This is a genomic window from Pseudomonas sp. SIMBA_068 (assembly GCF_046534705.1).
Classification (GTDB): domain Bacteria; phylum Pseudomonadota; class Gammaproteobacteria; order Pseudomonadales; family Pseudomonadaceae; genus Aquipseudomonas; species Aquipseudomonas putida.
In genome coordinates this window covers 548,379-572,948 of the sequence record NZ_JAWRYI010000002.1, presented here as the reverse complement: position 1 = coordinate 572,948, position 24,570 = coordinate 548,379, and the positions used below count along the sequence as shown (strand labels likewise).

Sequence of the window (24,570 nt, the reverse complement as noted above, 5' to 3'; positions counted from 1 at the left end):
AACACCATGACTGCACTGTCTGTCGTCATCGCCCAGGAAAACACCGTACGCCAGCGGATCAGCGCCGAAGAATGGGAGGTGCGGGTCAAACTGGCCGCCGCCTACCGCCTGGCCGCGCTGTTCCGTTGGACCGACCACATCTACACACACTTCTCGGCACGCGTGCCGGGGCCTGACGAGCACTTTCTGATCAATGCCTTTGGCTTGCTGTTCGACGAGATCACCGCGTCCAACCTGGTGAAGGTGGACGTGGATGGCACCATCATCGACGACCCGCTGGGCCTGGGCATCAACCAGGCAGGCTATGTGATTCACAGCGCGATCCACCGCGCCCGGCATGACCTCAAGGCCGTGCTGCACACCCACACCCGCGATGGAGCGGCGGTGTCGGCGCAGCGCGACGGCCTGCTGCCGATCTCGCAGCACGCCCTGGCGTACTACAGCCGGGTGGCGTACCACGACTACGAAGGCGTCGCCCTGGACCTGGACGAGCAGCAGCGGCTGGTGGCCAACCTGGGCGACAGCAACATCCTCATCCTGCGCAACCATGGCCTGCTGACCGGGGGTGTCAGCGTGGAGCATGCCTTCCGTGAACTGCACGGGCTGGAGCGGGCCTGCAACATCCAGGTCGCAGCGCAGGCCGGGGGCAACGACCAGTTGCTGCATGCTGCGCCGGCGGCGATCGCCAAGGTGCATGAACAGTCCAAGCGGTTTTCCGACGGGTTGGGTGAAGGGATCCAGCGGCACTGGGATGCGCTGATCCGGCAGCTGGACCGGGAGGGGCTGGATTACCAGAACTGACAGGTTTTCTGTGGCCTCTACCGGCCCTATCGCCGGCAAGCCAGCTCCCACAGGATTTCCATCGGATTCAGGCCTGTGGCGGTCCTGTGGGAGCTGGCTTGCCGGCGACAGGGCCCGAACAAACACCTCATATCCCATCGAAGGAACGCCCAATGCCTCCACTTCACCTGGCCAGAAGCCTGCTGGCCTGCGCCACCCTGGCCTTCACGCTCGCCGCCTGCTCCCCCTCCGGCGAAGATGCCACCAGCAAAACCCTGAACATCGCCTTCTGGGGCGACAACACCACGCTGGTCAGCGTCGACCCGTTCCAGGTCTACTGGCTGGAGCACCGCGTACTGCTGCGCAACGTTGCCGAATCACTCACCGACCAGGACCCGGCCACAGGCCGCATCATCCCCTGGCTGGCCAGCAGCTGGGAGGTCAGCGACGACGCCCTGCAGTACACCTTCCACCTGCGCCAGGACGTCACCTTCAGCAATGGCGAGCGCTTCGACGCCCAAGCCGTGAAAAACGCCTTCGACAGCAACAAGGCTTTCGCGGCACAACTGCCTGCCACGTTCGGCGCCACCTACCTGGCCGGTTTTGACCATGCCGAAGTGGTCGATCCGTTCACCGTCCGCCTGGTGCTTTCACGGCCCAACGCCGGCTTCCTGCAGGCCACGTCAACCACCAACCTGGCCATCCTCGCTCCGGCCTCCTACGCGCTCACTGCCCAGGAGCGTTCGCTGGGCAAGATCATCGGCACCGGCCCGTTCATCCTCGAACACTACACCCCGGAAGTAGGCGCACGCCTGGTCAAGCGAGCGGATTATGCCTGGGCCTCCGCCAACGTCAAAAACCCCGGCGCCGCCCACCTGGACCGCGTGGAAATCAGCTACATCCCCGAAGAAAGCGTGCGCAACGGCCTGTTCCTGCAAGGCAAGGCCGACATCCTCTGGCCACGCAACCCGTTCTCCGAAGTTGACCTGAAGCTGTTCCAGGCAAAAGGCGCGACCATCCAGAGCCGCTCGCTGCCAGGCCCGGCGCTCAACCTTTACCCCAACACCCGCAACGACCGCCTGCTGGGCGACCGCCAGGTGCGCCTGGCCCTGCAGAAGGCCATTGACCGCACCAGCTATGCGCACACCGTATACAACGCCGAGTTCCCGGTAGTGACCGGGGTGTATGACGTGACCACGCCGTACTTCAAGCCCCAGGCCGACAAGCTGGCCTACGACCCGCAGGGCGCCGAGCGCCTGCTGGACGCCGCCGGCTGGAGCAAGGGCGCTGACGGCTACCGGCACAAGGACGGCAAACGCCTGACCCTGCGCTACAACATCTCCCCCGCCGAAAGCGCCGGCGATGTACTGGTGCAAGACCAACTGCGCAAAGTTGGCATCGACCTCAAGCTGAACGTGCTGACCCGGGCCGAATGGGTGGCCGGCAATGCCTCGGGCAACTACGACCTCACCTCCACCTACATGACGCGCGCCGATCCGATCATCCTGCAGACCATCCTCGACCCACGCGCTGCCAGCAGTGCCACCTTGGCCACCAATACTTACGAGCCACACACCTTGGACAAGGCGCAGGCCTTGTTCGACAACGGCATCACCGCCACCCGCGACGAACAACGCGCACAGGCCTATGGCCAGCTGCAAGACCTGCTGGTTGACGAAGCCTCGGCGTTCCCGCTGTACGAACGCGTGTGGCAAGCCGCCACCGCACCTCGGGTCAAGGACTTCCGCTGGACCGCCGAAGGCTTTGCCTTCCTCAGTGACATCCAGGTCGCGCAGCCATGAACCACTACCTGATCGGCCGCATCGGCCAGGCGCTGCTGGTGTTGTGGGGCGCCTACACCATCACCTACTTCATCCTCTATCTGCTGCCCGGGGACACCCTGGCGATCATGCTCAGTGCATCGGGCATGGAAGCCGATGGCCTGTCGCCCGAGGACCTGGCCAAGGCCCGTGCCTACTACGGGCTGGACAAGGGCATTTTCGAGCAGTACATCGACCTGTTATGGCGGGCCCTGCACGGCGACTTGGGCCAGTCGTTGTCACTGAACCGGCCAGTGACCGCGCTGCTGGCCGAGCGCCTGCCGCAAACCATGGCCCTGGCCGGCTTCGCCATCGCGCTGTCGTTGCTTGGCGGCATCGGCCTGGCCTACCTCACCGCCTACCTGCAATGGCAACCGCTGAAAGTGGCGCTGTCACGCTTGCCGTCATTGGGCTTTTCCGTACCGGTGTTCTGGATGGGGCTGCTGCTGATCCAGGTGTTCGCCTTCGGCCTGGGCTGGTTCCCGGCCACCGGCAACCAGGGCTTTGCCAGCCTGGTGCTGCCGGCCGTGACCCTGGCCATCCCCAGTGCTGCGGTGTACGCCCAAGTATTGCAGCGCGGCTTCCAAAGCGTATGGCAGGAGCCGTACATCGCCACCGCATTCGCCAAGGGTCTGAGCCGTGCGCAGGTTCAAGCGCGGCACGGCCTGCGCAATGCGGCCCTGCCAATCCTTACCCTGGTCGGGTTGCAGGTGGGTAACACGGTGTCCGGGGCAGTGCTGGTCGAGACCATTTTCTCGCGCAATGGCGTTGGCCGCCTGGCCCAGGAAGCCGTACTGCGCCAAGACATCCCGGTGGTGCTGGCGATTGTCGCAGTGTCAGCGGCGGCCTTCGTGTTGGTGAACCTGATCGTCGACCTGCTGTACCCGTACCTTGACCCCCGCATCGCCCACGCCACGAAGGTGACCTGACCATGACCGCCGATACTCACCCCCTGCGTGCCGCCGCCCCGCCAGCCACCTGGAAGCGCCGCACACGCCTGCAGCGCCTGGGCCAGGCACTCGTCCCTTTGCTGGCCCGCCCGGGCTTCAGCCTGGCGCTGCTGGTGGTGCTGTTCGCCCTGCTGGCGGCACTGGCGCCGCACTGGCTGACCAGCTTCGACCCTTACTCCACGTCGCCTGCCGACAAGCTGCGGGCCCCTGGCGCCGCCCACTGGTTCGGCACCGACGAGCTGGGCCGCGACCTGTATACCCGCGTGGTTTATGGCGCCAGCCTGTCGGTGCAGGCCGCATTGCTGGCGGTTGGCATTGCCCTGGCCGGCGGGTTGAGCCTGGGCGTACTCGCCGGGTTTGCCGGCGGGCGCCTGGATGCCGCCCTCATGCGCCTGGTCGATGTGCTGCTGGCCCTGCCCGGCCTGCTGCTGGCCCTGGCCATTGTCACCGCCATCGGTTTTGGCACGGTGCCGGTGGCAATCGCCGTCGGCGTCGGCATCATCCCCGGCTTTGCCCGCACCACCCGCGGCGAAGTGCTGCGGGTCAAGACCCTGCCCTATGTCGAGGCCGCACGCCTGGGTGGCGCCAGCTGGCGCCGCACCTTGCTGCGGCATGTGCTGCCCAATGCCTGGGGGCCGGTGGCCGTGCTGGCCACGCTGGACTTCGGCGCCGCCATCCTGGCCACGGCCGGCCTGAGTTTCCTCGGTTTTGGCGCAGCACCACCAGCAGCCGAATGGGGCACCCTGATTGCCAACGGCCGGCATTTCCTGATTACCGCACCCTGGGTGTCGCTGCTGCCCGGCCTGTTCGTGGTCGCCGTGGTGTTCAGCCTCAACCACCTTGCCCGCACCTTCGAGGAGCACCCACGATGAACGACCAGCCATTGCTTGTGGTACGCGACCTCAGCATCAGCTATCACGCCTCCGGCCAGGCTACGCAGGCCGTCAAGCACCTTGCCTTCAGCCTGGCCCAGGGCGAGACCGTGGCCATTGTCGGCGAGTCAGGCTCGGGGAAGTCGACCTTGGCCAACGCCCTGCTCGGCCTGCTACCGGGCACGGCGCGCATCGACAGTGGCCAGCTGTGGGTCGACGGGCTGGATGTAGTGCGCGCCAGCGAACGGCAGAAACGCCAGCTGCGTGGGCGTACCGTCGGCCTGGTGCCACAAGACCCGATGGTCAGCCTCAACCCCACCCTGCGCATTGGCCAGCAGATCGGCGAGGCGCTAGTGCTGGCCCAAGGCGGCCGCTCGCGCAGCGTCGATGCCGATGTGCTGGAGTTACTAGCCCAGGTTGGCCTCGACAACCCGGCGGTGCGCGCCCGCCAGTACCCGCACGAGCTGTCTGGCGGCATGCGCCAGCGGGTGCTGATTGCCATCGCCCTGGCCGGCAACCCACGGCTGATCATCGCCGACGAACCCACCAGCGCGCTGGACGTGACCGTGCAACGCAAGATCCTCGATCACTTGCAGCGGCTGGTGGCCGAGCGTGGCATCTCGTTGCTGATCATCACCCACGACCTGGGCATGGCCACCGACCGCGCCGACCGCCTGCTGGTGATGAAGCAGGGCGAACTGGTGGAGCAAGGCCCACCCGCGCAGATCGTGCAGGCACCGCACCACCCGTACACCCGTGCCCTGCTCAATGCCGCACCGGCATTCAGCGCTCGTCGCCAGCCCCGCCAACTGGCGCCGGGCTCAAAGCCGATCCTCAGCCTGCAGGGGGTTGGCAAAACGTTCGAATTGCCCAAGGTAAAAGGCCAGGACAACCGCTTTGTCGCGTTGCAAGGCCTGGACTTGCAGGTTCACCCGGGGCAAACGCTGGCCATCGTCGGTGAATCCGGTTCGGGCAAGAGCACCGCCCTGCGCATTGCCCTGGGCCTGGAAACGCCCAGCCAAGGCCACGTGCTGTTCGACCAGCAGGATGTCACGGGCCACGGCTGGCGCCAGTTCCGCCCCTTGCGCCGACGCATGCAACTGGTGCAGCAAAACCCCTTCGCCGCCCTCGACCCGCGTTTCACGGTGTTCGACAGCATCGTCGAGCCGCTGGTGTCGTTTGGCCTGCTCAAAGGTGCGGCCCTGGAGCAACGCGCGCGCCAACTGATCGAACGCGTGCACCTGCCTCTGCATTACCTGGACCGCCTGCCCCGCGAACTGTCCGGCGGCCAGCGCCAGCGCGTGGCGATTGCCCGGGCGCTGGCGCTACAGCCAGAACTGTTGCTGCTCGACGAGCCGGTGAGTGCGCTGGATGTATCGGTACAGGCACAGATTCTGGCACTGCTGGATGAGCTGCAACGAGAGTTGGGCATGGCTTATGTGCTGGTATCGCATGACCTGGCGGTAGTGGCGAGCATGGCCGACCAGGTGCTGGTATTGCGCAAGGGTCAAGTGGTGGAACACGGGGCGGTCGAGCAGGTTTTCGAGCGGCCGGCGAGCGAGTATACGCGGGAGTTGATTGCTGCCATTCCTGGGCGCCCAGCCTCTGCTGCGGCTTGAGTTCTAGCGCCCCACAGCCTGATATTTTTGCCAGTTGCAAGGCTGTGGGCATCCCATCAAGCTAGATTGAAATCAGGAGGTTCTATTCATGTTTATATTTTATCAGTCTGGCAAACCCACTGCCTTGGTTCAACCTTCCAGAACTACTCGAATATTCAATCAAAACCGACAGACGCTCGCCATTCAATACATATCACAACCCTCTATTAGTATAATTGCCTCAGACAAAATGCAATCCTCCGTCACGGAGGCTCGCGGCCACGTCCTGCACTCACTGTCTTACACCCCTTTTGGCTTCAACCAAGCGACCGGGGAACTGCCTGTAGGCTTTAACGGCGAGCACTGCGACGCTGTGACAGGCATGTACGGTTTGGGCGCAGGATACCGTTGGCTTTCAACAAAATGTATGCGTTTTTCGAGCCCTGACAACCTCAGTCCTTTTGCTAAAGGGGGCATCAATGCGTACACCTATGTTCGCAACGACCCGGTTAATCTGCTCGATCTAGACGGTCACGCGCCGTCGGCTCCGATACTCCATGGAACCAAGATGCGTCGGTTCCAATACGGTTTAAGAAAAATTCATGCATTCGATAAAAATTATGGGGTCTATGAATCCAAACCTGGTCTTTTTAAAAAGCCCAAGCTATTGATATACACTCATGGCAGAGAGAATAAAATACTAATAGACGACGTCGCCATGGGCCCATTTAAATTCGCCACATGGCTAACGAGCAAAAATATAAATCCTCAGAAATACAGGAAAGTCATTTTTGCCACTTGCCTAGGAGGCTACGGCGAATCGTTTGGGCAAAAATTCTCAAATCAGAACAATGTCAAGGTGAGCGCTATTCCCGGCATCAGCGACGGAGCGATGGTAAACGGCGTAGAACCTGGCACCTTCAGTTTCGGGCTTTTATCCGAACCTTATGAAGGCATGGCGCAGACAACACCAGAACGCCCATGGGCTTACTCATTCGTAGATTTCACACCACAAGACGCTAAAAAATTTCGAAGCGCATGATTGAAGAGAGCATTAAGAACGCCCCCAATGAACGGGTTTATTCCATAGCATTTGACGCAACCTAAAATGCAGATTATGCATCATCACATGGATTTTAATACCATTAAATAATATTAGCATAGAACCACAAAGCCTTTCACAACCCCACCCCACACCCGCTAAGGTCACTCCAGACCGACCCCATTCCTGGCGGAGGCCGTCCACTTCGCCCCCGCCAGGAGCCTTGCGCGCATGCACCTCTCTTACCCACAACCCTGCTTCATCTTCGCCTATGGGCCAGGTGACGCATGGCTGTCCCCATTCCATTTGCAGCACAACCCACAGGTATTCCGATGAGCAAACGACAAATCCGCCTGGGCGCCATGATCCATGGCGTCGGCCACGGCTGGGGCGAATGGCGCCACCCTGATGCGCTGGCCGATGCCAGTGTCAATTTCGGCTTCTACAAACAGCAGGCAAAGCTGGCCGAGGCGGCAAAGTTCGACTTCGCCTTCATCGCCGACAGCCTGCACATTCACGCCCGCTCCAGCCCGCACTACCTCAACCGTTTCGAGCCGTTGACCATCCTTTCGGCGCTGGCGGCGGTGACCGAGCACATCGGCCTGGTAGCCACGGTCACGGTCAGCTACACCGAGCCGTTCCAGGTAGCACGCCAATTCGCTTCGCTGGACCTGATCAGCGGCGGGCGCGCAGGCTGGAACGTGGTGACCTCCTGGCTTTCCGGCACCGCTGACAACTTCGGCAAGGCTGAACACCCGCCACATGCCGTGCGTTACCGGATTGCCCGTGAGCACGTGGATGTGGTCAAGGGGCTGTGGGACTCGTGGGAAGACGACGCCTTTACCCGCGACAAGCAAAGCGGGCAGTTCTTCGACCCGGCCAAACTGCACACCCTCGGCCACCAGGGCGAGTACTTCAAGGTCAAGGGCCCGCTGAACATCCAGCGCTCACCCCAGGGCCAGCCGCTGATTTTCCAGGCTGGCGTGTCGGAAGACGGCCGCAACTTTGCGGCGCAGAACGCCGACGCCATCTTTGTCAGCCCGGAATCGTTCGAGGACGCTCACGCCTATTACCAGGACCTCAAGCAGCGTGCCACGCGCCATGGCCGCGACCCCGACGCACTATTTATCCTGCCCGGCATCCGCCCCATCATCGGTCGCAACGCCCAGGAGGTCGAGCAGCGCTACCAGCAGGCCGTCAACCTGGTGAGCATTGAGGATGCCCTGGTAGCCCTCGGTCGCCCCTTCAACGACTACGACTTCAGCCAGCATGACCTGGACGCGCCCTTCCCGGACCTGGGCACCTTGGGTAACGACAGCCACAAGGGCACCTCGGACCAGCTCAAGCAACTGGCCCGTGATGAAGGCCTGAGCCTGCGCGAACTGGCACTGCGCTTCTCGCGCCCACGCAGAGACTTCGTCGGCACCCCAGAGCAGGTTGCCGATGCCTTGCAGCACTGGTTCGAAAACGACGCTGCCGACGGTTTCATCATCAACTCATTGCTACCCGACGGCCTGCAGTACTTCACCGAACACGTGATACCGCTGTTGCAAGCACGTGGCCTGGTGCGCAGTGAGTACACCGGTAAAACCCTGCGCGGCAATTTCGGCCTCAGCGTGCCAGAAAACCGCAACACCCTGCGCCGCAGCCAGGCAGCGGTTGCCTGAGCCCACCCAGACAAGGAGTTTTGTTTCATGAGCCTCGAATTCATCGGCCTCATCGGCCCGCAGGAAAGCAGCGAATCCCAGGCGCCACGCGGCCCGCTGGTTGATCTGGAGTTCATCAAGGCCTTCTCCCAGGCCCAGGAATATGGCGGCTTCGACAAGGCATTGTTAGCAGTCAACACCAGTGCACCGGACTCGATGATCCTGGCCAGTTACGTGGCAGCGCTTACCGAGCGTATCGGCCTGCTGGTCGCCCACCGCCCGGGCTTCCAGGCGCCAACTTTCGCTGCCCGCCAGTTCGCCACCCTTGACCAGCTGAGCCGGGGGCGGGCCTCGATCAACGTCATCACCGGCGGCGACAGCGGCGACCTGCAGCGCGATGGCGACTTCCTCGAAAAGGATGCCCGTTATGCCCGCACCGATGAGTACCTGCAGGTACTGCGCAACACCTGGACCCGCCAGGAGCCGTTCGACCACCAGGGCACTCACTACCGCGTTGAAGACAACCTGACCTTGGTCAAACCGGTACAGCATCTGCCAATCTACTTCTCTGGCGCGTCAGACGCCGCAGTCGAGGTGGCCGCCAAGCACGCCGACGTCTACATGATGTGGGGCGAACCGCTGGATCAGGTACGCGAGCGCATCGCCAAGGTCCGCAAGGCCGCCGCCCGCTATGGGCGCGAGAAACACATCCGCTTCAGCCTGTCGTTGCGACCGATCCTGGGCGGCACCGAGGCCGAAGCCTGGGCCCGCGCCGAGCGTATTCTCGCCGATGCCCAGGAACGCATCGGCATCCGTCAGGGCAACCGCCGCGAGAAAAACTTCGGCAAGAGCAACACCGGCTCCGAACGCCTGGTGCAACTGGCCAGCCAGCGCAAAGTGCATGACACCCGGCTGTGGACCGAGATTGCGGCGCTGGGTGGCGGTGCAGGTAACTCCACCTCGCTGGTAGGCACTGCAGACCAGGTGGCCGAGGCCGCATTGGCCTACTACGAACTGGGGGTGACCACCTTCCTGTTCCGCGGCTTTGACCAGCTGCGCGATGCGGTGGAATACGGGCAGGACCTGATCCCGCGGATTCGTGCGCTGGTTGAACAGCGTGAGGCTGGGCGCAGCGCTCGCACGGCCTAGATCCCTACTCGCTGTACCGGCCTCGTCGAGGCGTCGAACCGCCGCAAAGAGGCCGGTGCAGGCAAACACTTCCCAAACACCCTACGCCAGCCCTGTCAGGGCCTGGCGCCTATTCGCCTGCGTGCTCCACCGTACTCCGAGGACATGATGTCTAGAACACCGCTTTTCGCCCTGCCCCTGGCCTGCCTGCTCACCCCGTTAGCCGATGCTGCTTCAACTACCGAAGACCAACGCCTGGAGACCGTCACGGTGATCTCCACCGGCCTGCGAGGCAACCAGCGCACCGTGGCCGACAGCCCGGCACCCATCGACGTGATCAGCAGCGAACAGCTGTTGCGCACCGGCCGCGCCGAGCTGTCCGAGGCGATTTCCAAACTGCTGCCCTCGTTCAACTTCGGCACCAACATCGCCGGCTTTCAGTCTGGCGTGCGGCCGCTGAGCAACCGCAGCTTGGGCCCGGCCTACACCCTGGTGCTGGTCAATGGCAAACGCCGCCACAACAGCGCCGTGCCGGGCAGCGGCTCGACCGACAACAGCGGTGCCAACGCCGTTGATATCGACATGATCCCGGTCAGCGCGGTGTCACACATCGAAGTCCTGAAAGACAGCGCCGCCGCCCAATACGGCTCGGATGCGGTGGCCGGGGTGATCAACATCATCCTCAAGAGCGCCAGCAGCGGCGGCCATTACGAAAGCAGCTACGGCCAGCTGTACAGTGGCCAGGGCGAAACCATCAAGCTGGCTGGCGACCAAGGCTTCAGCCTGGGTGACGGCGGTTTCCTGCACCTGTCGGGCGAGGCACGCAAGCGCGGCACCGCCAACTGGATCGACAAGGCCGCCCCCGATTACCGCGCCTACTTCGAAGACGACCGCCAGGCCGCCTGGGACCACCGGGCGGTGAAGAACGGCGACCCTGACCTGCGCGCCTTCAACCTCGGTTACAACGCCGAGCTGCCCATCAGCGACGATTTGAAGCTGTATTCGTTCGCCACTTATGCCGAGCGCAAGCTGGAGGCTTTCAACAACTACCGCCTGCCCAACAGCAACGCCTCGATCCCGGAGTTGTTCCCCGACGGGTATTTCCCGCTCAACAACATCAAGGACACCGACTACCAGTGGCTGCTCGGCGCCCGAGGCGCCGCCGGGGCCTGGGACTGGGACCTGTCCACCACCTATGGGCGCAACAAGAACCAGCAGGCCAGCGACCTGACCATCAACCCCACCTATGGCCCGGCCTCGCCAACCTCGTTCGATGACCTGGCGACCTTGCAGTTCGACCAGTGGGTGAACAACCTGGACATCACCCGCGCCTTCGATGGCCTGTTCGGCCTGGCGGTACCGACCCGCGTCTCGGCGGGCCTTGAGCACCGCTGGGAGCGCTTCCGGACCTTTGCCGGCGACCCCATCGCCTACAGCGTCGGGCCCTACACCTACCCGGTTACCCTGGCGGACGGGCGCCCCAACCCGCTCTATGCGCTGGCCAACGGCCAGACCGCAGTGGGCGCCCAGGCTGCGCTGACCATTCGCCCGGAAGACGAGGCCGATGTGAAGCGCAACAACTATGCCGCCTACATCGACCTCGGCCTGGACTTGAGCCCGCGCTGGTACCTTGGCGCCGCCGCGCGCGTCGAGCACTACGACGACGACTCGGGCAACACCGCCAGCTTCAAGCTCAATTCACGCTATGAACTGAGCGAAACCGTGGCGGTACGAGGCACCCTGGGCAGCGGTTTCCGCGCACCGTCGCTGACCCAGAGCGGCTATACCGTCAGCGACAACCGCACCGCGCTGGACGCCGACGGCAATGTGGTGCCGGCCTTGCGCCGCACCGTGGCGCCCGGCAGTGCCGCCGCGCTGGCATTCGGCGGCGGCAAGCTCGACCCGGAGAAATCGCGCAACGCCGGCCTTGGCCTGACCTGGCAACCGGCGCGCCGCACCAGCGTTACCCTGGACACCTACCTGATCGACATTGACGACCGCATCCTGCTCACCGAAAACCTCTACGACCGGCAGAACGGTGCCGGTGCCATTGGCGACATCCTCGAATCGCTGGGCCTGGCACGCACTACCTGGATCAACTACTACACCAACGCCTTCGACACCCGCACCCGCGGCCTCGACCTGGTGGGTGACCACACCAGCGAGTTCGGTGCCTGGGGCGATGTACGCTGGACCTTGGGCTTCAACTGGAACAAGACCACCGTACGCGGCACCCGCGGTACGCCCGCAGCGCTGGCCGCTGCCGGTATCGACGTGGTCGGCCATGGCCGCGAAGGCGACCTGGTGGCAGCCTCGCCGAGAACCAAATGGGTGCTGGGCAGCCAGTGGTTGCTGGGCAACTTCACCGGCACCTTGCAGACCACCCGCTACGGCAAGGTCGAAACCTGGCAGCAGAACCAGGCCCAGGACCGCACCTTCGGCGCCAAGTGGATCACCGACCTGGACCTGTCCTACCTGCTGTTCGACAGCCTGACCGTCAGTGTGGGTGGCACCAACATCTTCAATGTGCGGCCCGACAAGAACGGCGTGTACAACGCCAACGGCAACCAGGCGGCGTACGGCAACCCGCCGTTCCACCCAGGTGGCGGCTATTGGTACACCAAACTGGCCTATGACTTCTGACGCATCTGCACATTTGCTCCTGGCCTGTGGGAGCGGGTTCACCCGCGAAGAGTCCAACCCGGTGCATGGCACCGGCAAAGTCGGTGTTCGCGGGTAAACCCGCTCCCACAGGTGTGCGTTGCACCTTCGGTACTTGGCAATTGACGCAAACCCCGCCCCCATGCTCTCCTTGTGCCTCACGTTCAGGTGCCCCCACAGGGGGTGAAACGGGAAACCGGTGCGTCGCAGGCCCTCCAGCAGGGCCGGACAAGGCCGGTGCTGCCCCCGCAACGGTAAGCGAGTGAAGTGTCTGTACCACTGTGCCTTCTAGTCCGGCATGGGAAGGTGACGCTTTCCAGGAGCCCTGCTCCTCCTCGCAAGCCCGGAGACCGGCCTGACGTTCATGAACACCCCGCGGTGGGCGGGCGCTGTTGCATTCCCCTGGGCGGCCACGCATCGGGGATGCCGCGCTTGCCCGTTGCCCACAAAAAGCAGAGGAACGCGTCATGCCCGTCACCAGCACCAAACAACACAGCCTTGCCACACCCGTCACCCTCAGCCAGCGCGTCGTCATCGCCGTCGGCGCCAGCCTGCTGGGCCTGTGCCTGGTGTACTTCGCCGGTTTCTCGCACATCGAGGCCGTGCACAACGCCGCCCACGACACCCGCCACAGCGCCGCCTTCCCCTGCCACTGAGTACGCCTGATGATCACGCGCATTGCCCGTACCGCGGGCTTCAGCGGGCTGCTTGCGGCCCTGCTGCTGACCCTGCTGCAAAGCTTCTGGGTCGCCCCCCTGATTCTTGAGGCGGAAACCTACGAATCCTCGGCCCCGGCCGCACAGCACGAACATGGTGGCGAAGTGGCTGCCCATGAGCACAGCGCCGAAGCCTGGTCGCCGGAAGACGGTTGGCAGCGGGTGCTGTCCACCACCGGGGGCAACCTGGTGGTCGCAATCGGCTTCGCCCTTATTCTCGCCGCCCTGTACAGCCTGCGCGAACCGCAGCGTGCCGGCACCGGTGCGCTGTGGGGCCTGGCCGGTTTTGCCGTGTTCTGCCTGGCCCCGACGTTGGGGCTGCCACCGGAGCTACCCGGCACTGCCGCCGCCGACCTGGGACAACGCCAGGCCTGGTGGATTGGCACAGCCAGCGCCACCGCCGTTGGCCTGGCCTTGCTGGTGTTCGCCCGCCACTGGCTGCTGAAGGCGCTGGGCGCCGTGCTGCTGGTAATCCCCCATGTGATCGGCGCTCCACAGCCTGAAGTACATGAAAGCCTGGCCCCCGAAGCACTGGAAACACAGTTCAAGATGGCCTCCTGGCTGACCAACGCTGCCTTCTGGCTAGCCTTGGGCCTGCTCAGTGCGTGGCTGTTCCGCCGCTCCAGTAAGGCCTGATGCCGGCGTTCTACGCCGGCTTCGGCTGCCGCCGGGGCTGCCCGGCGGATACCCTGCATACCCTGCTGCTCCACGCCCTGGCTAGCCAGGGCCTTGCGCTTGCCGACCTGCACGGCATTGCCAGTATCAGCCTCAAGGCCGACGAAACCGGCTTGCAGCAACTGGCCGAACGCCTTGGCTTGCCGTTGGTGCTGTACCATAGCGCGCAACTGCAGGCCTTCGAGCCGCTGCTCAGCCACCGCTCTGCCACGGCCCATGCCCACAGCGGCTGCTGGGGGGTGGCCGAAAGCACGGCGCTGGCCCTGGCCAGCCAGCAGCCCGGGAGCACAGCCCGGTTGCTGCTGACCCGCCAGGTACTGGGCCCGGCGACCCTCGCCCTGGCCTGCTGACCATTTCGCTTCTCTTTCCTGCAAGGACTTTCCATGACGGTGTACTTCATCGGTGCCGGCCCCGGCGACCCGGAACTGATCACGGTCAAGGGCCAACGGCTGATTCGCCAGTGCCCGGTGATCATCTATGCCGGCTCGCTGGTACCCGCTGCCGTGCTCGAAGGCCACCAGGCCGAGACCGTGATCAACAGCGCCGAGTTGCACCTGGAGCAGATCATCGCCGCCATGCGCAGCGCGCACGAACAAGGCCAGGACGTGGCCCGGGTGCACAGCGGCGACCCCAGCCTGTACGGCGCCATCGGTGAGCAGATCCGCCACCTGCAGGCGCTGGGCATCGATTACCAGATCATACCCGGCGTCACGGCCACGGCGGCCAGCGCTGCTCTGCTTGGCTGCGAGCTGACCCTGCCACAGGTCGCGCAGACGGTGATCCTCACCCGCTATGGCGACAGTTCGCCAATGCCACCCGGCGAACAACTGAGCGACCTGGCGCACCATGGCAGCACCCTGGCGATTCACCTGGGGGTCAAGCACCTGTCGCGAATCGTCGAAGAACTGCTACCGCACTATGGCGCGCACTGCCCGGTGGCGGTGGTACATCGTGCCACATGGCCAGACCAGGACTGGGTGCGCGGCACCCTTGGCGATATCGTCGAACGGGTGGCAGCCAAGGACTTTCGCCGCACGGCGCTGATCCTGGTAGGCCACGTGCTCGGGGATACGCCATTCGCCGAGTCGGCCTTGTACCGTGCCGGGCACGCGCACCTGTACCGCCCTGGCGACTGAGCATTGCCAGCATTGCCACGGGCGTAGCAGACTCCGGGTTCCCGCCTGCGAACAGGAGTCACACCCATGCTGGAATTACGCCCCAACTGCGAGTGCTGCGATACCGACCTGCCGGGCGACAGCCCCGATGTGCTGATCTGCTCCTTCGAATGCACCTTCTGCCGCGCCTGCGCTGATATCCGCTTCAAGGGCCGCTGCCCCAACTGTGCCGGCCAGCTGGTGGCCCGCCCGACGCGGGTCGGCCAGGCGCTGGTCAATAACCCCGCTGCCACCCAACGCGTGAACAAAGCACACGCTGCTTGCGCCTGACTCCACACCTCAAACCAGGCATTGCCGCTTTGATAGGGTGATGCCTTTCCCATGACTTGTAGGATTTTTCAACAACAAGCGAACGGATTATCAACACTTCTATACTCGGCATTACCAAACCTCGGGATTGGTCGTATCTTGCAGCGCTTCCGATTAACCACCTTGCAGACGTATTCCTGAGTGTTCCAGGAAGCGGACCACATCTTGACAGGAGTTTTCCACATGACAACCGTGCTGATCGTCGACGACCACCCCATTGTCCGACTGTCTTTGCGCCTACTACTGGAGCGTGAACGTTTTCATGTCGTTGGTGAGGTGGGTAACGGCAGCGAAGTGGCGCAGGTAGCCCGCGACCTGCGCCCGGACGTGGTAGTGCTCGACATCGGCCTGCCCGGCCTGGACGGCATGGAAGTGATCAAACGCCTGCAGTGCCTGGAGCCAGTGCCCAAGATCATGGTGCTGACCGGCCAGGCCACCGATCTGTACGTGCGGCGCTGCCTGGATGCCGGCATCGGCGCTTTCGTCACCAAGGAAGAAGACCACGAAGCTCTGCTGTTTGCCCTCAAGGCCCTGGTCAAGGGCTATTCGACCTTCCCGCAAATGTCGGTCAACAGCAACTCGCTGGAGAGCGAACCGGTACGCCTGGCCAGCCTGTCGAACCGTGAAATGGAAGTGCTGCGGCGCCTTGCGCGCGGCGAAAACAACAAAAATATCGGCACCTGCATGAACCTGAGTGCCAAGACCATCAGCACCTACCGGGGCCGTATCATGGAAAAGCTCAAGACCGAATCGCTGGTTGAAATGGTCGACCTGGCCAAACGCAACAGCGTCTACTGAGCGCTCGGCCGCCATGAAGCGCCTGCTGGCGTGCATGCTCCTGGCCATCGGCCTGTCCGGCCCCGCCGCGCTGCTGGCCGACAGCGAACCTCGCCAACTGCTGGCGCGCTCGGTCAGCGCCGCTGCCCCGTTGCAACTGTCCAGGGAAGACCGGGATTGGCTGCAGCAACGCCAATACCTGGTGCTGGGCAGTTCGCGACCCGACTATCCGCCCTTCGAACTCAACGCCAGCCAGCAGGACTACGAAGGCATTAGCGCAGACTACGCCGGCATCATCGCCGAGCAGCTGGGCATAAACGTCGAAGTACGGCGGTTCGACAACCGCCACGAGGCCATCGCTGCGTTACGTGAGGGCAGTATCGACCTGCTGGGCAGCTCCAATGCCTTCGAGGCGGCAGATGCCCAGCTTGACCTGAGTACCCCGTATGCCGACGACATGCCCGTCATCGTCACCCGCGAAGGAACCAGCCTGAAGAACACACCCGACCTCGCCGGCCTGCGCCTGGCGATGGTCGATCACTACCTGCCGGCCAGCACCGTACGCAATCTGTACCCCAAGGCGCAGTTAAGCCTGTACCGCTCGACCCTGGCCGGGCTGGCCGCTGTCGATCTGGGCGAGGCCGACGCCTACCTGGGCGATGCCATCAGTACCGATTTCACGATTGGCAAGAGTTACCAGGGCGCGCTGAGAATCGACCACTTCTGCCCGGTCCCTGCTGGGGCATTTGCCTTTGCCCTGGCCAGCGACAACCCTCGCTTGCGTCGGTTGGTCGACATGGCGCTATCCCGCATCAAAGACAGCGAGCGGCTGAATATCCTGCGCCGCTGGAGCAGTGGCCACACCAGCCTGCTGCTGCAGCGCCACATCACCGCCTTGAGCAAGGAAGAGGAAGCCTGGATCGCGGCCCACCCCAACATCAATGTTTTGGTCAACACCTCGTTGGCGCCACTGACGTTCAACGACGCCGAACACCGCCCAACCGGCATCACCCTTGACCTGCTGAAACAGATTTCGCTGCGCACAGGGCTGCACTTCAGCGCGGTCGAAAGCGATTCGGCGCAGGCGATGGTCGAGCGCCTGGCCCGTGGCGATGCACAAATGATTGGCGCCTTGGGCTATGGTGCGGATCGCGCGAAACAACTGCGCTATACCCGTCCCTACCTGGTCAGCCCACGCGTTCTGGTTGCCCGTAGCGACAGTACTTTCCCGGTACAGGCCAAGGCGCTGGATGGCCAGCGCATCGCCGTGGTACGCGGCTCGCCGCAGCGGGCGCTGCTGCAACAACGCTACCCGCAGGCCCGGCTGGTGGAAGTGGACAACCCGCTCGGTCTCATGGAGGCCGTGGCCGGTGGGGCTGCCGACGTTGCCCTTAGCAGCCATATCAATGCCGCCTACTACATCAGCCATGTCTTCAAGGGCCGCTTGCGCATCGCCAGCGTGCTGGACGACGACCCGGCCATTGCCGCTTTCGCCGTGGCTGCCGACCAGCCGCAGCTACAGGCCATCCTCGACAAGGCACTGCTGAGCATTCCACCCGAAGAGCTCGACCAGCTGGCCAACCGCTGGCGCACCAGCACCTTGGTCAGCGACAGCCCCTGGCGCGACTACCGCACCCTGGCCTTGCAGGTACTGGTTCTGTCGGCCCTGCTGCTGGCGGGCGTGGTGTTCTGGAACAGCTACCTGCGCAAGCTGATCAACCAGCGCACCGAGGCCCAGCACGCGCTGCAGGCGCAGCTGGCCTTGAGCCGCGGCCTGCTCGAACAGCTGCGCCAGGCCAAGGACGACGCCGAACAGGCCAGCCAGACCAAAAGCACCTTCCTGGCCACCATGAGCCATGAAATCCGTACCCCGATGAATGCCGTGATCGGCCTGCTGGAGCTGGCCCTGGAAGACAGCCGCAAGGGTCGTTGCGACGCCCAGACCCTTCAGACTGCCCATGACTCGGCCATCGGCCTGCTTGAGCTGATTGGCGATATTCTCGACATTTCCCGCATCGAATCTGGGCACATTACCCTGCAACCGGTACCCACAAACCTGGTCGAGCTGGTACGCGCTACAGTACGGGTGTTCGAAGGCAACGCTCGGGCCAAAGGCTTGTATCTGCACGCAGCACTTCCTGCAGAGCCGGTCTGGGTGCTGGCAGACCCGCTGCGGCTCAAGCAGATCCTGTCCAACCTGATCAGCAACGCCATCAAGTTCACCGACCGCGGCGAGGTACAGGCCAGTTTGCTGATACCTCCAACTGGTGGGGACAGTAGCCAGTCAATCGACCTGTCTGTGCGTGACACCGGCATCGGCATCAGCACCGTTGATCAGGCCAGGCTGTTCAACACCTTCGTGCAGGCTGAGGGACCGCGGGCACGCCAAGGGGCAGGCTTGGGGCTGGTGATCAGCCGCACCTTTGCCGAACTCATGGGCGGTAACTTGAGCCTGCAAAGCGTCGAAGGTGTTGGGACAAAGGTGCAAGTCAGCCTGCAACTACCAGCCTGCCCGGCACCGCAACCTGTTCAGCAGCACAGCCCGGCAGCCGAAAGCAGCAGTGGCCCGCTGAATATCCTGGTGATCGACGACTACCCTGCCAACCTGCTGCTGCTGGAGCGACAACTGCACACCCTGGGCCATCACGTGACCCTGGCAGAAAATGGCCAGGTCGCGCTGGAGCGCTGGCAGGCAGCGCGTTTCGACCTGGTGATCACCGACTGCAGCATGCCGGTGATGGACGGCCACGAACTCACCCGCCGCATTCGCAGCCTTGAAGCCGAACGCGGCCTGCCGGCGTGCCAGATCCTCGGCGTGACTGCCAATGCCCAGGCCGAAGAGCGTGACCGATGCCTGGCCAGCGGCATGAACGAATGCCTGTTCAAACCGATCGGCCTGCGCACCCTCAAGGCTCACCTGCCCCAAGCCCGCAGCGCCCAAGAGCCGCCACTGCGCAGTAGCGGCTTCAACCTGGCTGAACTGCGCCACCTGACCCAGGACGACAGGCAACTGACGCGGCATCTGCTGGAACAGCTTTCAATAAGTGTCGGCGAAGATCTCGCCTCTTTGCGCGCGTTGGCACCCGAGGCCTCCGATGAGGCCGTCCGCACCCTGGCTCACCGCATCAAGGGCGGCGCGAAGATGATAAGGGTGCGCGGCGTGGTCAAGGATTGCGAGGCCATCGAAAACGCTCATGCGCGGGGCCTGCCAACGGTTGATCAACGTAAACAACTGCAAATCAGCCTGCAAGCCCTGCTGAACGAGCTGAGCGACGCACTCAATGCAGTTGAAGCGTCGAGCTGATCTGGCTGATGGCATCCACCACGTGCCGCGAACCCTGCTGGATTTCCATGATCACCGTACCGGCCTCATTGGCCAGTGCAACCCCATGACCGGTGCGGGTCAAACTCGACTGCATGCTGGCCACGGCCAGCAGTGACAGGTCGTGGTTCTGCCGCACGACATCGACGATTTCCAGGGTGGCCTTGCTGGTCCGCGCCGCCAGGTTGCGCACCTCGTCGGCCACCACGGCAAAACCGCGCCCGTGATCCCCGGCGCGGGCCGCCTCGATGGCCGCGTTAAGGGCCAGCAGGTTGGTCTGGTCGGCAATGCCCCGTATGGTCAGCACGATCTGGCCGATCACATCTGACTGCTTGCTCACGGCATCGATGCTGCGTGCAGCCTCGTTCAGCTCATGGGAAATCTGCTCGATCACCTGCACCGTCTGCTGCACCACCTCGGTGCCCTTGCGCGCACAGGCATCGGTCTGCATGGAACTGGCATGGGCGGCGTCGGCGGCGGTTTGCTGGGTGCTGACCTGACGGGTGATGTCACTGGCGAACTTCACCACTTTGTACAAGCGGCCCTTGCTGTCGAATATCGGGTTGTACGAGGCCTCCAGATAGACCATCTGGCCCTGCTTGTTGATGCGTTCGAAGCGGTGCGAATGGTACTCGCCGCGGTTGAGCGATGCCCAGAACTCACGGTACTCGGCCGATTCGCGCTCCTGCGGCAGGCAAAACAACCCGTGATGGCGGCCAACTACCTCGTCCAGGCGATAGCCCATGGTGTCGAGGAAGTTCTGGTTGGCCTTGATCACACGGCCTTGCGGGGTGAACTCGATCACTGCCATGGAGCGACCGATGGCCTTGAGCAGGCTCTCGCTCTCGTGCTCCTGCACTACCCGTTGACTGATGTCGGCTGCCACCTTGATCACGCTGGTTACCTGGCGCTGTTCGTCCAGCACCGGCATGTAGCTGGCCTCCAGCCAAACCTCGCGGCCGGCTTTGTCGAGGCGTTCGAACGTACCGCTGATGGCCTTGCCCTGGCCCAGTTCACGCCACAGCTGCTGGTACTCGGCAGTTTGCGCATAGCCCGGTTCGCAGAATAGCCGATGGTGTTTGCCCCGCAGTTCGTCTGCGCTGTAGCCCATGGCCTGGCAAAAACGCTCGTTGGCATCGAGGATGGTGCCATCAGGGGCGAACTCGATCATCGCCATCGAACGGCTGATCGCCGCCAATTTGGCTTGCGTGCCGCTCAAGGCCTGGCGAGTGCGCTGGATCTCAACCAAATCGGATTTGCGATGGAAATCGAACATGACGCCGGGCTCCTTTATGCGCGGTGTCCTGAGCATAGATCGCCGTTGGCGCCGTGCAAGCACAGTGCCATCACTTTAGGATTACTACATTGATATGAAAGAACGCGCCTGCACAGCCACGAGCTCTCGCTACGAACTCTCGCGCACCATCAGCTCAAAGCCCAGATCCTGTTGCGTATCCGCCACCCGCTTGCCATCGAGCAACGCCAGCAGCGCCTGCGCCGCGCCACGCCCAACGGCGGCCCGGGGCGTGCGAATCGAGGTCAGGCGCGGCACCATGTGTGCCGAAGCGGGCAAGTCGTTGAACCCCACCATGGCCACCTGACGTGGCACTTCCACCCCTTGGCGCAGTGCCTGCAGCACCGCCCCTTGGGCCAGGTCGTCGTTGCAGAAGAAGATACCGTCGACATCCGGCGACTGTTGCAGCAACTGGCTGAACAGCACACTGCCCAAGGCAATCGACGAAGGCTCCGGCGCCAGTACCTCCAGCTCGGCCGCCTGCAAACCGGCCTCGGCCAACGCCTGGCGGAAACCTTCGGCCCGCTGCATTACCCGTGGATCGAGCTGCGCGGCAATGAACGCCAGGCGTTTGCGACCACGCTCGATCAAGTGCCTGGCCGCAGCGCGCCCGGCCTGCTGCTGCGAAAAACCTACCGACAATGCCCCTGGCTCGCCATTGAGCTCCATCATGTGCACACACGGCACACCGCTGGCGGCCAGCATCTGCCGCGCCGCGTCGCTGCGCTCGAAACCGGTCAACAGCATGCCGCAGGGCTGGTAGGCCAAGTAATTGCGGATCAGGTTCTCTTCTTCGGCAAGGTCGTAGTGATAGTTGCCAATCAGCACTTCGAGGCCACGCGGGCGCATGACCTCGTGAATGGCTTCCAACGTGTCGATGAACAATTGGTTGGACAACGACGGGATCAACACCACCACCGACTGGCTGCGGGCCGAGGCCAGGGCGCGGGCCGCCGGGTTGGCCACGTAGCCCAGGCTCGCAGCTGCAGCGACGACCTTTTCGACCAGTTCAGGCGCAACCGTGCTGACCCCGCGCAGGGCGCGCGAGGCGGTAATCGGGGAAACCCCGGAAAGCCTGGCAACTTCGGCCAGGGTGGGACGACCTGTAGTACGGGAGCCGGTGCGGGACATGGATGTTGTAATTTTACTACTTGCAAGGATAGGGAACGGCCACTAAGGTAGCGCTGTCTCAGGACGCAGGCAATGTAATCTTTGGCAGCAGCCCGCACGCGCTCGCTACCAGGCGTCCATACTGCGTAAGGACAAGACCAATAACACCGGGGAGGTGGCTGTTCGTCGGCGACGAGACAGCGCTATCTCACCCCGCAGGAGGTACTGATGAATTCTCCCCTGTCCGCCATCGTGGTGATGGGCGTGGCCGGTTGCGGCAAAAGCTGCATCGGCGCTGCCATTGCTGCCAGAAGCGGCGGCCGCCTGATCGAAGGCGACGCTTTCCACCCTGCAGAAAACATCCGCAAGATGAGCGATGGCATCCCGCTGGACGACAGTGACCGCGCCGGCTGGCTGGTGCGCCTTGGCCAGGAGTTGCAGGCCACCACCCAGGCTGGGGAGCGCCCGATCCTGACCTGCTCGGCACTCAAGCGACGCTACCGCGACACCCTGCGCGATGCCATGCCAGGGCTGGTGTTCGTGTTCCTCGAACTGTCGCCCGCCGAGGCGGAAAAACGCGTACTGGCCCGGCCCGGGCACTTCATGCCGGCTAGCCTGATCGACAGCCAGTTTGCTGCCCTGGAATCGCCACGCGGCGAGCCACTGACGCTGGCGCTGGACGCTACCCAGCCCATAGAAGCACTCGCCGAAGCGGTGGACCGCTGGCTAAAGCGCTGTGGTGAGCAGGGGCTGGCGCAAACCGCCTGACTCCGGCGGCTTTCCCGGCTCACCAAAGACAGCGCTACCTTGACCCGTGAGTGCGGGCAAAGTTCCAAAACGCTACGCCAAAAACAACGATAAGATCGAGGCCTTCAAACCATGTTCGGACTGGCTACTGACACCTTCCTGCTGCTCGATGCGCTGGTTACCATCGTCGGGCTGATCCTGCTGATCACCCACTTCAAAGTGCACCCCTTCGTCGCCCTCACCCTTGCGGCCGGCTTCCTTGGCCTTACCTCCGGCATGCCGGTGGCCAAGGTAATGAAGTCGTTCCAGGATGGTTTTGGCGGTGTGCTCGGCTTCGTCGGCATCGTGCTCGCCCTGGGCACCATGCTGGGCAAGCTGATGGCCGACTCTGGGGGTGCCGACCAGATTGCACAAACCCTCATCCGCGCCTTCGGCAAAAAGAACGTGCATTGGGCGATGATGTTCGCCGCCTTCCTGGTGGGCATTCCGCTGTTCTTCGAAATCGGCTTCGTGCTGCTGATTCCGCTGGTGTTCATCGTGGCGCGGCGCTCCGGCGTATCGCTGGTCAAGATCGGCATTCCGCTGCTGGCCGGCCTGTCTGTGGTGCACGGCCTGGTGCCGCCACACCCGGGCCCATTGCTGGCGATCGGTATTTTCCACGCTGATATCGGCAAGACCATCTTCTACGGCCTGATCGTCGCACTGCCCACCGCGATCATCGCCGGGCCGCTGTTCGGCAACTTCATTTCCCGCTACATCCCGGGCAACCCGTCCCAGGAGCTGATGGACCAGATCGCCAAGGAGTCCGACCAGGGCAACCTGCCAAGCTTCAGCATCACCCTGATTACCGTGCTGCTACCCGTAGCGTTGATGTTGCTGAAAACCTTCGCCGACGTGGTACTGCCGGCCGAGCACATCGTGCGCCAGTGGATGGACCTGATCGGCCACCCCATTACCGCTCTGCTCGCGGCCCTGCTGCTGGCCTTCTACACCTTTGGTTCGGCCCGCGGCTTCAACCGTCAGCAGATCATGAAGATGCTTGACCAGAGCCTGGCCCCCACGGCCGCCATCGTGCTGATCGTGGGTGCTGGCGGTGGCTTCAAGCAGATGCTGGTGGACACCGGCGTGGGCAACGTGATCGGGCAGATGGCCGTGCAGGCAGAGATTTCGCCGATCATGCTGGCCTGGCTGGTGGCAGCGGTAATCCGCATCGCGACCGGCTCTGCCACGGTCGCTACCATTACCGGTGCAGGTATTGTGGCACCGGTAATCGAACTGGTACCGGGTGTGAACCGTGAGTTGCTGGTGCTCGCCACCGGTGCTGGCTCGTTGATCCTGTCGCACGTGAACGATGCCGGCTTCTGGCTGGTGAAGCAGTATTTCAACATGACGGTAGCGGAAACCTTCAAGACCTGGAGCATGATGGAAACCATCCTCTCGGTGGTTGGCATCATCTTCATCATGTTGTTGGCGCAGGTGGTGTAACCGTTTATCGGGGTAATGGCACCTTGATGCTTTGGGTAGGGCCAAAGGGAATTATGAGACCTACCCGAAGCAAAGGAGCCTGCCATGCCCCGCTCAAGCATTCTGCTGATTGCCCTGCTCGCCTCGCCACTGGCCCTGGCCGCCGGCACTGGCCCCACCTACCCTGACGACCCACACAACCCGGCACCACGGCCGGGCGTGGACAGCACCCTCAACCCCATCGAAAAGCCCATGCCGCGGAACACTGACCCGCGCATTCAAGGTAACGACCCAGAAAGCCCTCCGGCCAAGCAGAATGACAACCGCGATCTGCCGGGGCTGGGTGACAGTGGTTCGGAGGGTAGCGGACATCAAGGAAACAGCGGTACCAATACAGGCAACCCCTGAGTACGCTTCTCAGTGGTCCACCTTAAAAAATCGCAGGGGTTGGTTTATGCCCATGCCCGCGAAAAGGCCGGCATGG

The 24,570-nt window shown here is 63.4% G+C and carries 20 protein-coding genes, 2 pseudogenes and 1 riboswitch; of the genes and pseudogenes, 19 read left to right on the top strand and 3 right to left on the bottom strand.

Features of this window, described 5'->3' with window-relative positions; translation table 11 throughout:
• Positions 1 to 6 precede the first annotated feature (6 nt).
• The 16 genes from SB756_RS08845 (at position 7) to SB756_RS08770 (ending at position 19,453) form a co-directional block, all read left to right on the top strand.
• Positions 7 to 801 carry a class II aldolase/adducin family protein gene (locus SB756_RS08845; protein WP_410910678.1) on the top strand — a complete coding sequence of 265 codons (795 nt, stop codon included), beginning with the start codon at positions 7 to 9 and terminating at the stop codon, positions 799 to 801.
• A gap of 152 nt (positions 802 to 953) precedes the next feature.
• A complete protein-coding gene (locus tag SB756_RS08840) occupies positions 954 to 2,582 on the top strand; it encodes an ABC transporter substrate-binding protein (RefSeq protein ID WP_410910677.1) in 1,629 nt (542 codons plus the stop codon).
• A complete protein-coding gene (locus SB756_RS08835) occupies positions 2,579 to 3,529 on the top strand; it encodes an ABC transporter permease (RefSeq protein ID WP_410910676.1) in 951 nt (316 codons plus the stop codon). The genes SB756_RS08840 and SB756_RS08835 overlap by 4 nt, the downstream gene beginning before the upstream one ends.
• A gap of 2 nt (positions 3,530 to 3,531) precedes the next feature.
• Positions 3,532 to 4,422: an ABC transporter permease gene (locus SB756_RS08830; RefSeq protein WP_341795665.1), complete on the top strand. Its 891-nt coding sequence runs from the start codon at positions 3,532 to 3,534 to the stop codon at positions 4,420 to 4,422.
• Positions 4,419 to 6,041: a dipeptide ABC transporter ATP-binding protein gene (locus tag SB756_RS08825; RefSeq protein ID WP_410910675.1), complete on the top strand. Its 1,623-nt coding sequence runs from the start codon at positions 4,419 to 4,421 to the stop codon at positions 6,039 to 6,041. Before SB756_RS08830 ends, SB756_RS08825 begins: the two co-directional genes overlap by 4 nt.
• Before the next feature lie 88 nt (positions 6,042 to 6,129).
• Positions 6,130 to 7,062, top strand: a complete 933-nt coding sequence (locus SB756_RS08820) for an RHS repeat-associated core domain-containing protein (RefSeq protein WP_410910674.1) — start codon at positions 6,130 to 6,132, stop codon at positions 7,060 to 7,062.
• A 332-nt stretch (positions 7,063 to 7,394) separates the two neighbouring features.
• The gene (locus tag SB756_RS08815) at positions 7,395 to 8,729 is read left to right on the top strand and encodes an LLM class flavin-dependent oxidoreductase (RefSeq protein ID WP_410910673.1); all 1,335 of its coding nucleotides are present in this window, start codon (positions 7,395 to 7,397) and stop codon (positions 8,727 to 8,729) included.
• Positions 8,730 to 8,756: 27 nt separating this feature from the next.
• Entirely contained in the window at positions 8,757 to 9,857 is a 1,101-nt protein-coding gene (locus SB756_RS08810) for an LLM class flavin-dependent oxidoreductase (RefSeq protein WP_410910672.1), read from the top strand.
• Positions 9,858 to 10,004: 147 nt separating this feature from the next.
• Positions 10,005 to 12,479, top strand: coding sequence for a TonB-dependent receptor plug domain-containing protein (locus tag SB756_RS08805; RefSeq protein WP_410910671.1), 2,475 nt, complete (start codon positions 10,005 to 10,007; stop codon positions 12,477 to 12,479).
• A gap of 167 nt (positions 12,480 to 12,646) precedes the next feature.
• Positions 12,647 to 12,871: riboswitch (cobalamin riboswitch) on the top strand.
• Positions 12,872 to 12,964: 93 nt separating this feature from the next.
• Positions 12,965 to 13,153 (top strand): CbtB domain-containing protein, encoded by a 189-nt coding sequence (locus SB756_RS08800; RefSeq protein ID WP_016499882.1) that lies wholly within the window; start codon positions 12,965 to 12,967, stop codon positions 13,151 to 13,153.
• Between the two features lie 9 nt (positions 13,154 to 13,162).
• Entirely contained in the window at positions 13,163 to 13,849 is a 687-nt protein-coding gene (locus tag SB756_RS08795) for a CbtA family protein (protein ID WP_410910670.1), read from the top strand.
• Complete coding sequence (locus SB756_RS08790) at positions 13,849 to 14,238, top strand: cobalamin biosynthesis protein (protein ID WP_341795672.1); 390 nt, start codon at positions 13,849 to 13,851, stop codon at positions 14,236 to 14,238. The genes SB756_RS08795 and SB756_RS08790 overlap by 1 nt, the downstream gene beginning before the upstream one ends.
• A gap of 33 nt (positions 14,239 to 14,271) precedes the next feature.
• Positions 14,272 to 15,024, top strand: a complete 753-nt coding sequence (gene cobM / locus SB756_RS08785; protein ID WP_341795673.1) for a precorrin-4 C(11)-methyltransferase — start codon at positions 14,272 to 14,274, stop codon at positions 15,022 to 15,024.
• A gap of 66 nt (positions 15,025 to 15,090) precedes the next feature.
• Positions 15,091 to 15,333: a DUF1272 domain-containing protein gene (locus tag SB756_RS08780; RefSeq protein ID WP_341795674.1), complete on the top strand. Its 243-nt coding sequence runs from the start codon at positions 15,091 to 15,093 to the stop codon at positions 15,331 to 15,333.
• 222 nt (positions 15,334 to 15,555) lie between these two features.
• On the top strand, positions 15,556 to 16,170 hold the full coding sequence (locus SB756_RS08775; protein WP_016499887.1) for a response regulator transcription factor: 615 nt from the start codon (positions 15,556 to 15,558) through the stop codon (positions 16,168 to 16,170).
• 13 nt (positions 16,171 to 16,183) lie between these two features.
• Positions 16,184 to 19,453, top strand: a complete 3,270-nt coding sequence (locus tag SB756_RS08770) for a transporter substrate-binding domain-containing protein (RefSeq protein ID WP_341795675.1) — start codon at positions 16,184 to 16,186, stop codon at positions 19,451 to 19,453.
• Here SB756_RS08770 and SB756_RS08765 read toward each other — a convergent pair.
• From SB756_RS08765 to SB756_RS08755, 3 genes and pseudogenes are all read right to left on the bottom strand, one after another.
• Positions 19,428 to 19,859: pseudogene (locus SB756_RS08765) on the bottom strand (methyl-accepting chemotaxis protein); the annotation flags it as partial. The gene SB756_RS08770 and the pseudogene SB756_RS08765 overlap by 26 nt on opposite strands.
• A 105-nt stretch (positions 19,860 to 19,964) precedes the next feature.
• Positions 19,965 to 20,747 (bottom strand): annotated as a pseudogene (locus SB756_RS08760) (PAS domain-containing protein); the annotation flags it as partial.
• Positions 20,748 to 20,876: 129 nt separating this feature from the next.
• A complete protein-coding gene (locus SB756_RS08755; protein WP_049274495.1) occupies positions 20,877 to 21,896 on the bottom strand; it encodes a LacI family DNA-binding transcriptional regulator in 1,020 nt (339 codons plus the stop codon).
• A 207-nt stretch (positions 21,897 to 22,103) separates the two neighbouring features.
• Between SB756_RS08755 and SB756_RS08750 the strand changes: the two genes are divergently transcribed.
• The 3 genes from SB756_RS08750 to SB756_RS08740 all read left to right on the top strand — a co-directional run bounded on the left by SB756_RS08750 (position 22,104) and on the right by SB756_RS08740 (position 24,494).
• Positions 22,104 to 22,643 (top strand): gluconokinase, encoded by a 540-nt coding sequence (locus tag SB756_RS08750; RefSeq protein ID WP_016499891.1) that lies wholly within the window; start codon positions 22,104 to 22,106, stop codon positions 22,641 to 22,643.
• A 111-nt stretch (positions 22,644 to 22,754) separates the two neighbouring features.
• A complete protein-coding gene (locus SB756_RS08745; RefSeq protein WP_016499892.1) occupies positions 22,755 to 24,107 on the top strand; it encodes a GntP family permease in 1,353 nt (450 codons plus the stop codon).
• 84 nt (positions 24,108 to 24,191) lie between these two features.
• Positions 24,192 to 24,494, top strand: coding sequence for a hypothetical protein (locus SB756_RS08740; RefSeq protein WP_341795677.1), 303 nt, complete (start codon positions 24,192 to 24,194; stop codon positions 24,492 to 24,494).
• Positions 24,495 to 24,570: the final 76 nt, after the last annotated feature.

What these genes read in the sequence shown, in the direction of transcription:
- SB756_RS08845 (WP_410910678.1), top strand. Translation starts at nt 7, where the DNA reads ATGACTGCACTGTCTGTCGTCATCGCCCAGGAAAACACCGTACGCCAG.
- SB756_RS08840 (WP_410910677.1), top strand. Translation starts at nt 954, where the DNA reads ATGCCTCCACTTCACCTGGCCAGAAGCCTGCTGGCCTGCGCCACCCTG.
- SB756_RS08835 (WP_410910676.1), top strand. Translation starts at nt 2,579, where the DNA reads ATGAACCACTACCTGATCGGCCGCATCGGCCAGGCGCTGCTGGTGTTG.
- SB756_RS08830 (WP_341795665.1), top strand. Translation starts at nt 3,532, where the DNA reads ATGACCGCCGATACTCACCCCCTGCGTGCCGCCGCCCCGCCAGCCACC.
- SB756_RS08825 (WP_410910675.1), top strand. Translation starts at nt 4,419, where the DNA reads ATGAACGACCAGCCATTGCTTGTGGTACGCGACCTCAGCATCAGCTAT.
- SB756_RS08820 (WP_410910674.1), top strand. Translation starts at nt 6,130, where the DNA reads ATGTTTATATTTTATCAGTCTGGCAAACCCACTGCCTTGGTTCAACCT.
- SB756_RS08815 (WP_410910673.1), top strand. Translation starts at nt 7,395, where the DNA reads ATGAGCAAACGACAAATCCGCCTGGGCGCCATGATCCATGGCGTCGGC.
- SB756_RS08810 (WP_410910672.1), top strand. Translation starts at nt 8,757, where the DNA reads ATGAGCCTCGAATTCATCGGCCTCATCGGCCCGCAGGAAAGCAGCGAA.
- SB756_RS08805 (WP_410910671.1), top strand. Translation starts at nt 10,005, where the DNA reads ATGTCTAGAACACCGCTTTTCGCCCTGCCCCTGGCCTGCCTGCTCACC.
- SB756_RS08800 (WP_016499882.1), top strand. Translation starts at nt 12,965, where the DNA reads ATGCCCGTCACCAGCACCAAACAACACAGCCTTGCCACACCCGTCACC.
- SB756_RS08795 (WP_410910670.1), top strand. Translation starts at nt 13,163, where the DNA reads ATGATCACGCGCATTGCCCGTACCGCGGGCTTCAGCGGGCTGCTTGCG.
- SB756_RS08790 (WP_341795672.1), top strand. Translation starts at nt 13,849, where the DNA reads ATGCCGGCGTTCTACGCCGGCTTCGGCTGCCGCCGGGGCTGCCCGGCG.
- cobM (WP_341795673.1), top strand. Translation starts at nt 14,272, where the DNA reads ATGACGGTGTACTTCATCGGTGCCGGCCCCGGCGACCCGGAACTGATC.
- SB756_RS08780 (WP_341795674.1), top strand. Translation starts at nt 15,091, where the DNA reads ATGCTGGAATTACGCCCCAACTGCGAGTGCTGCGATACCGACCTGCCG.
- SB756_RS08775 (WP_016499887.1), top strand. Translation starts at nt 15,556, where the DNA reads ATGACAACCGTGCTGATCGTCGACGACCACCCCATTGTCCGACTGTCT.
- SB756_RS08770 (WP_341795675.1), top strand. Translation starts at nt 16,184, where the DNA reads ATGAAGCGCCTGCTGGCGTGCATGCTCCTGGCCATCGGCCTGTCCGGC.
- SB756_RS08755 (WP_049274495.1), bottom strand. Translation starts at nt 21,896, where the DNA reads ATGTCCCGCACCGGCTCCCGTACTACAGGTCGTCCCACCCTGGCCGAA.
- SB756_RS08750 (WP_016499891.1), top strand. Translation starts at nt 22,104, where the DNA reads ATGAATTCTCCCCTGTCCGCCATCGTGGTGATGGGCGTGGCCGGTTGC.
- SB756_RS08745 (WP_016499892.1), top strand. Translation starts at nt 22,755, where the DNA reads ATGTTCGGACTGGCTACTGACACCTTCCTGCTGCTCGATGCGCTGGTT.
- SB756_RS08740 (WP_341795677.1), top strand. Translation starts at nt 24,192, where the DNA reads ATGCCCCGCTCAAGCATTCTGCTGATTGCCCTGCTCGCCTCGCCACTG.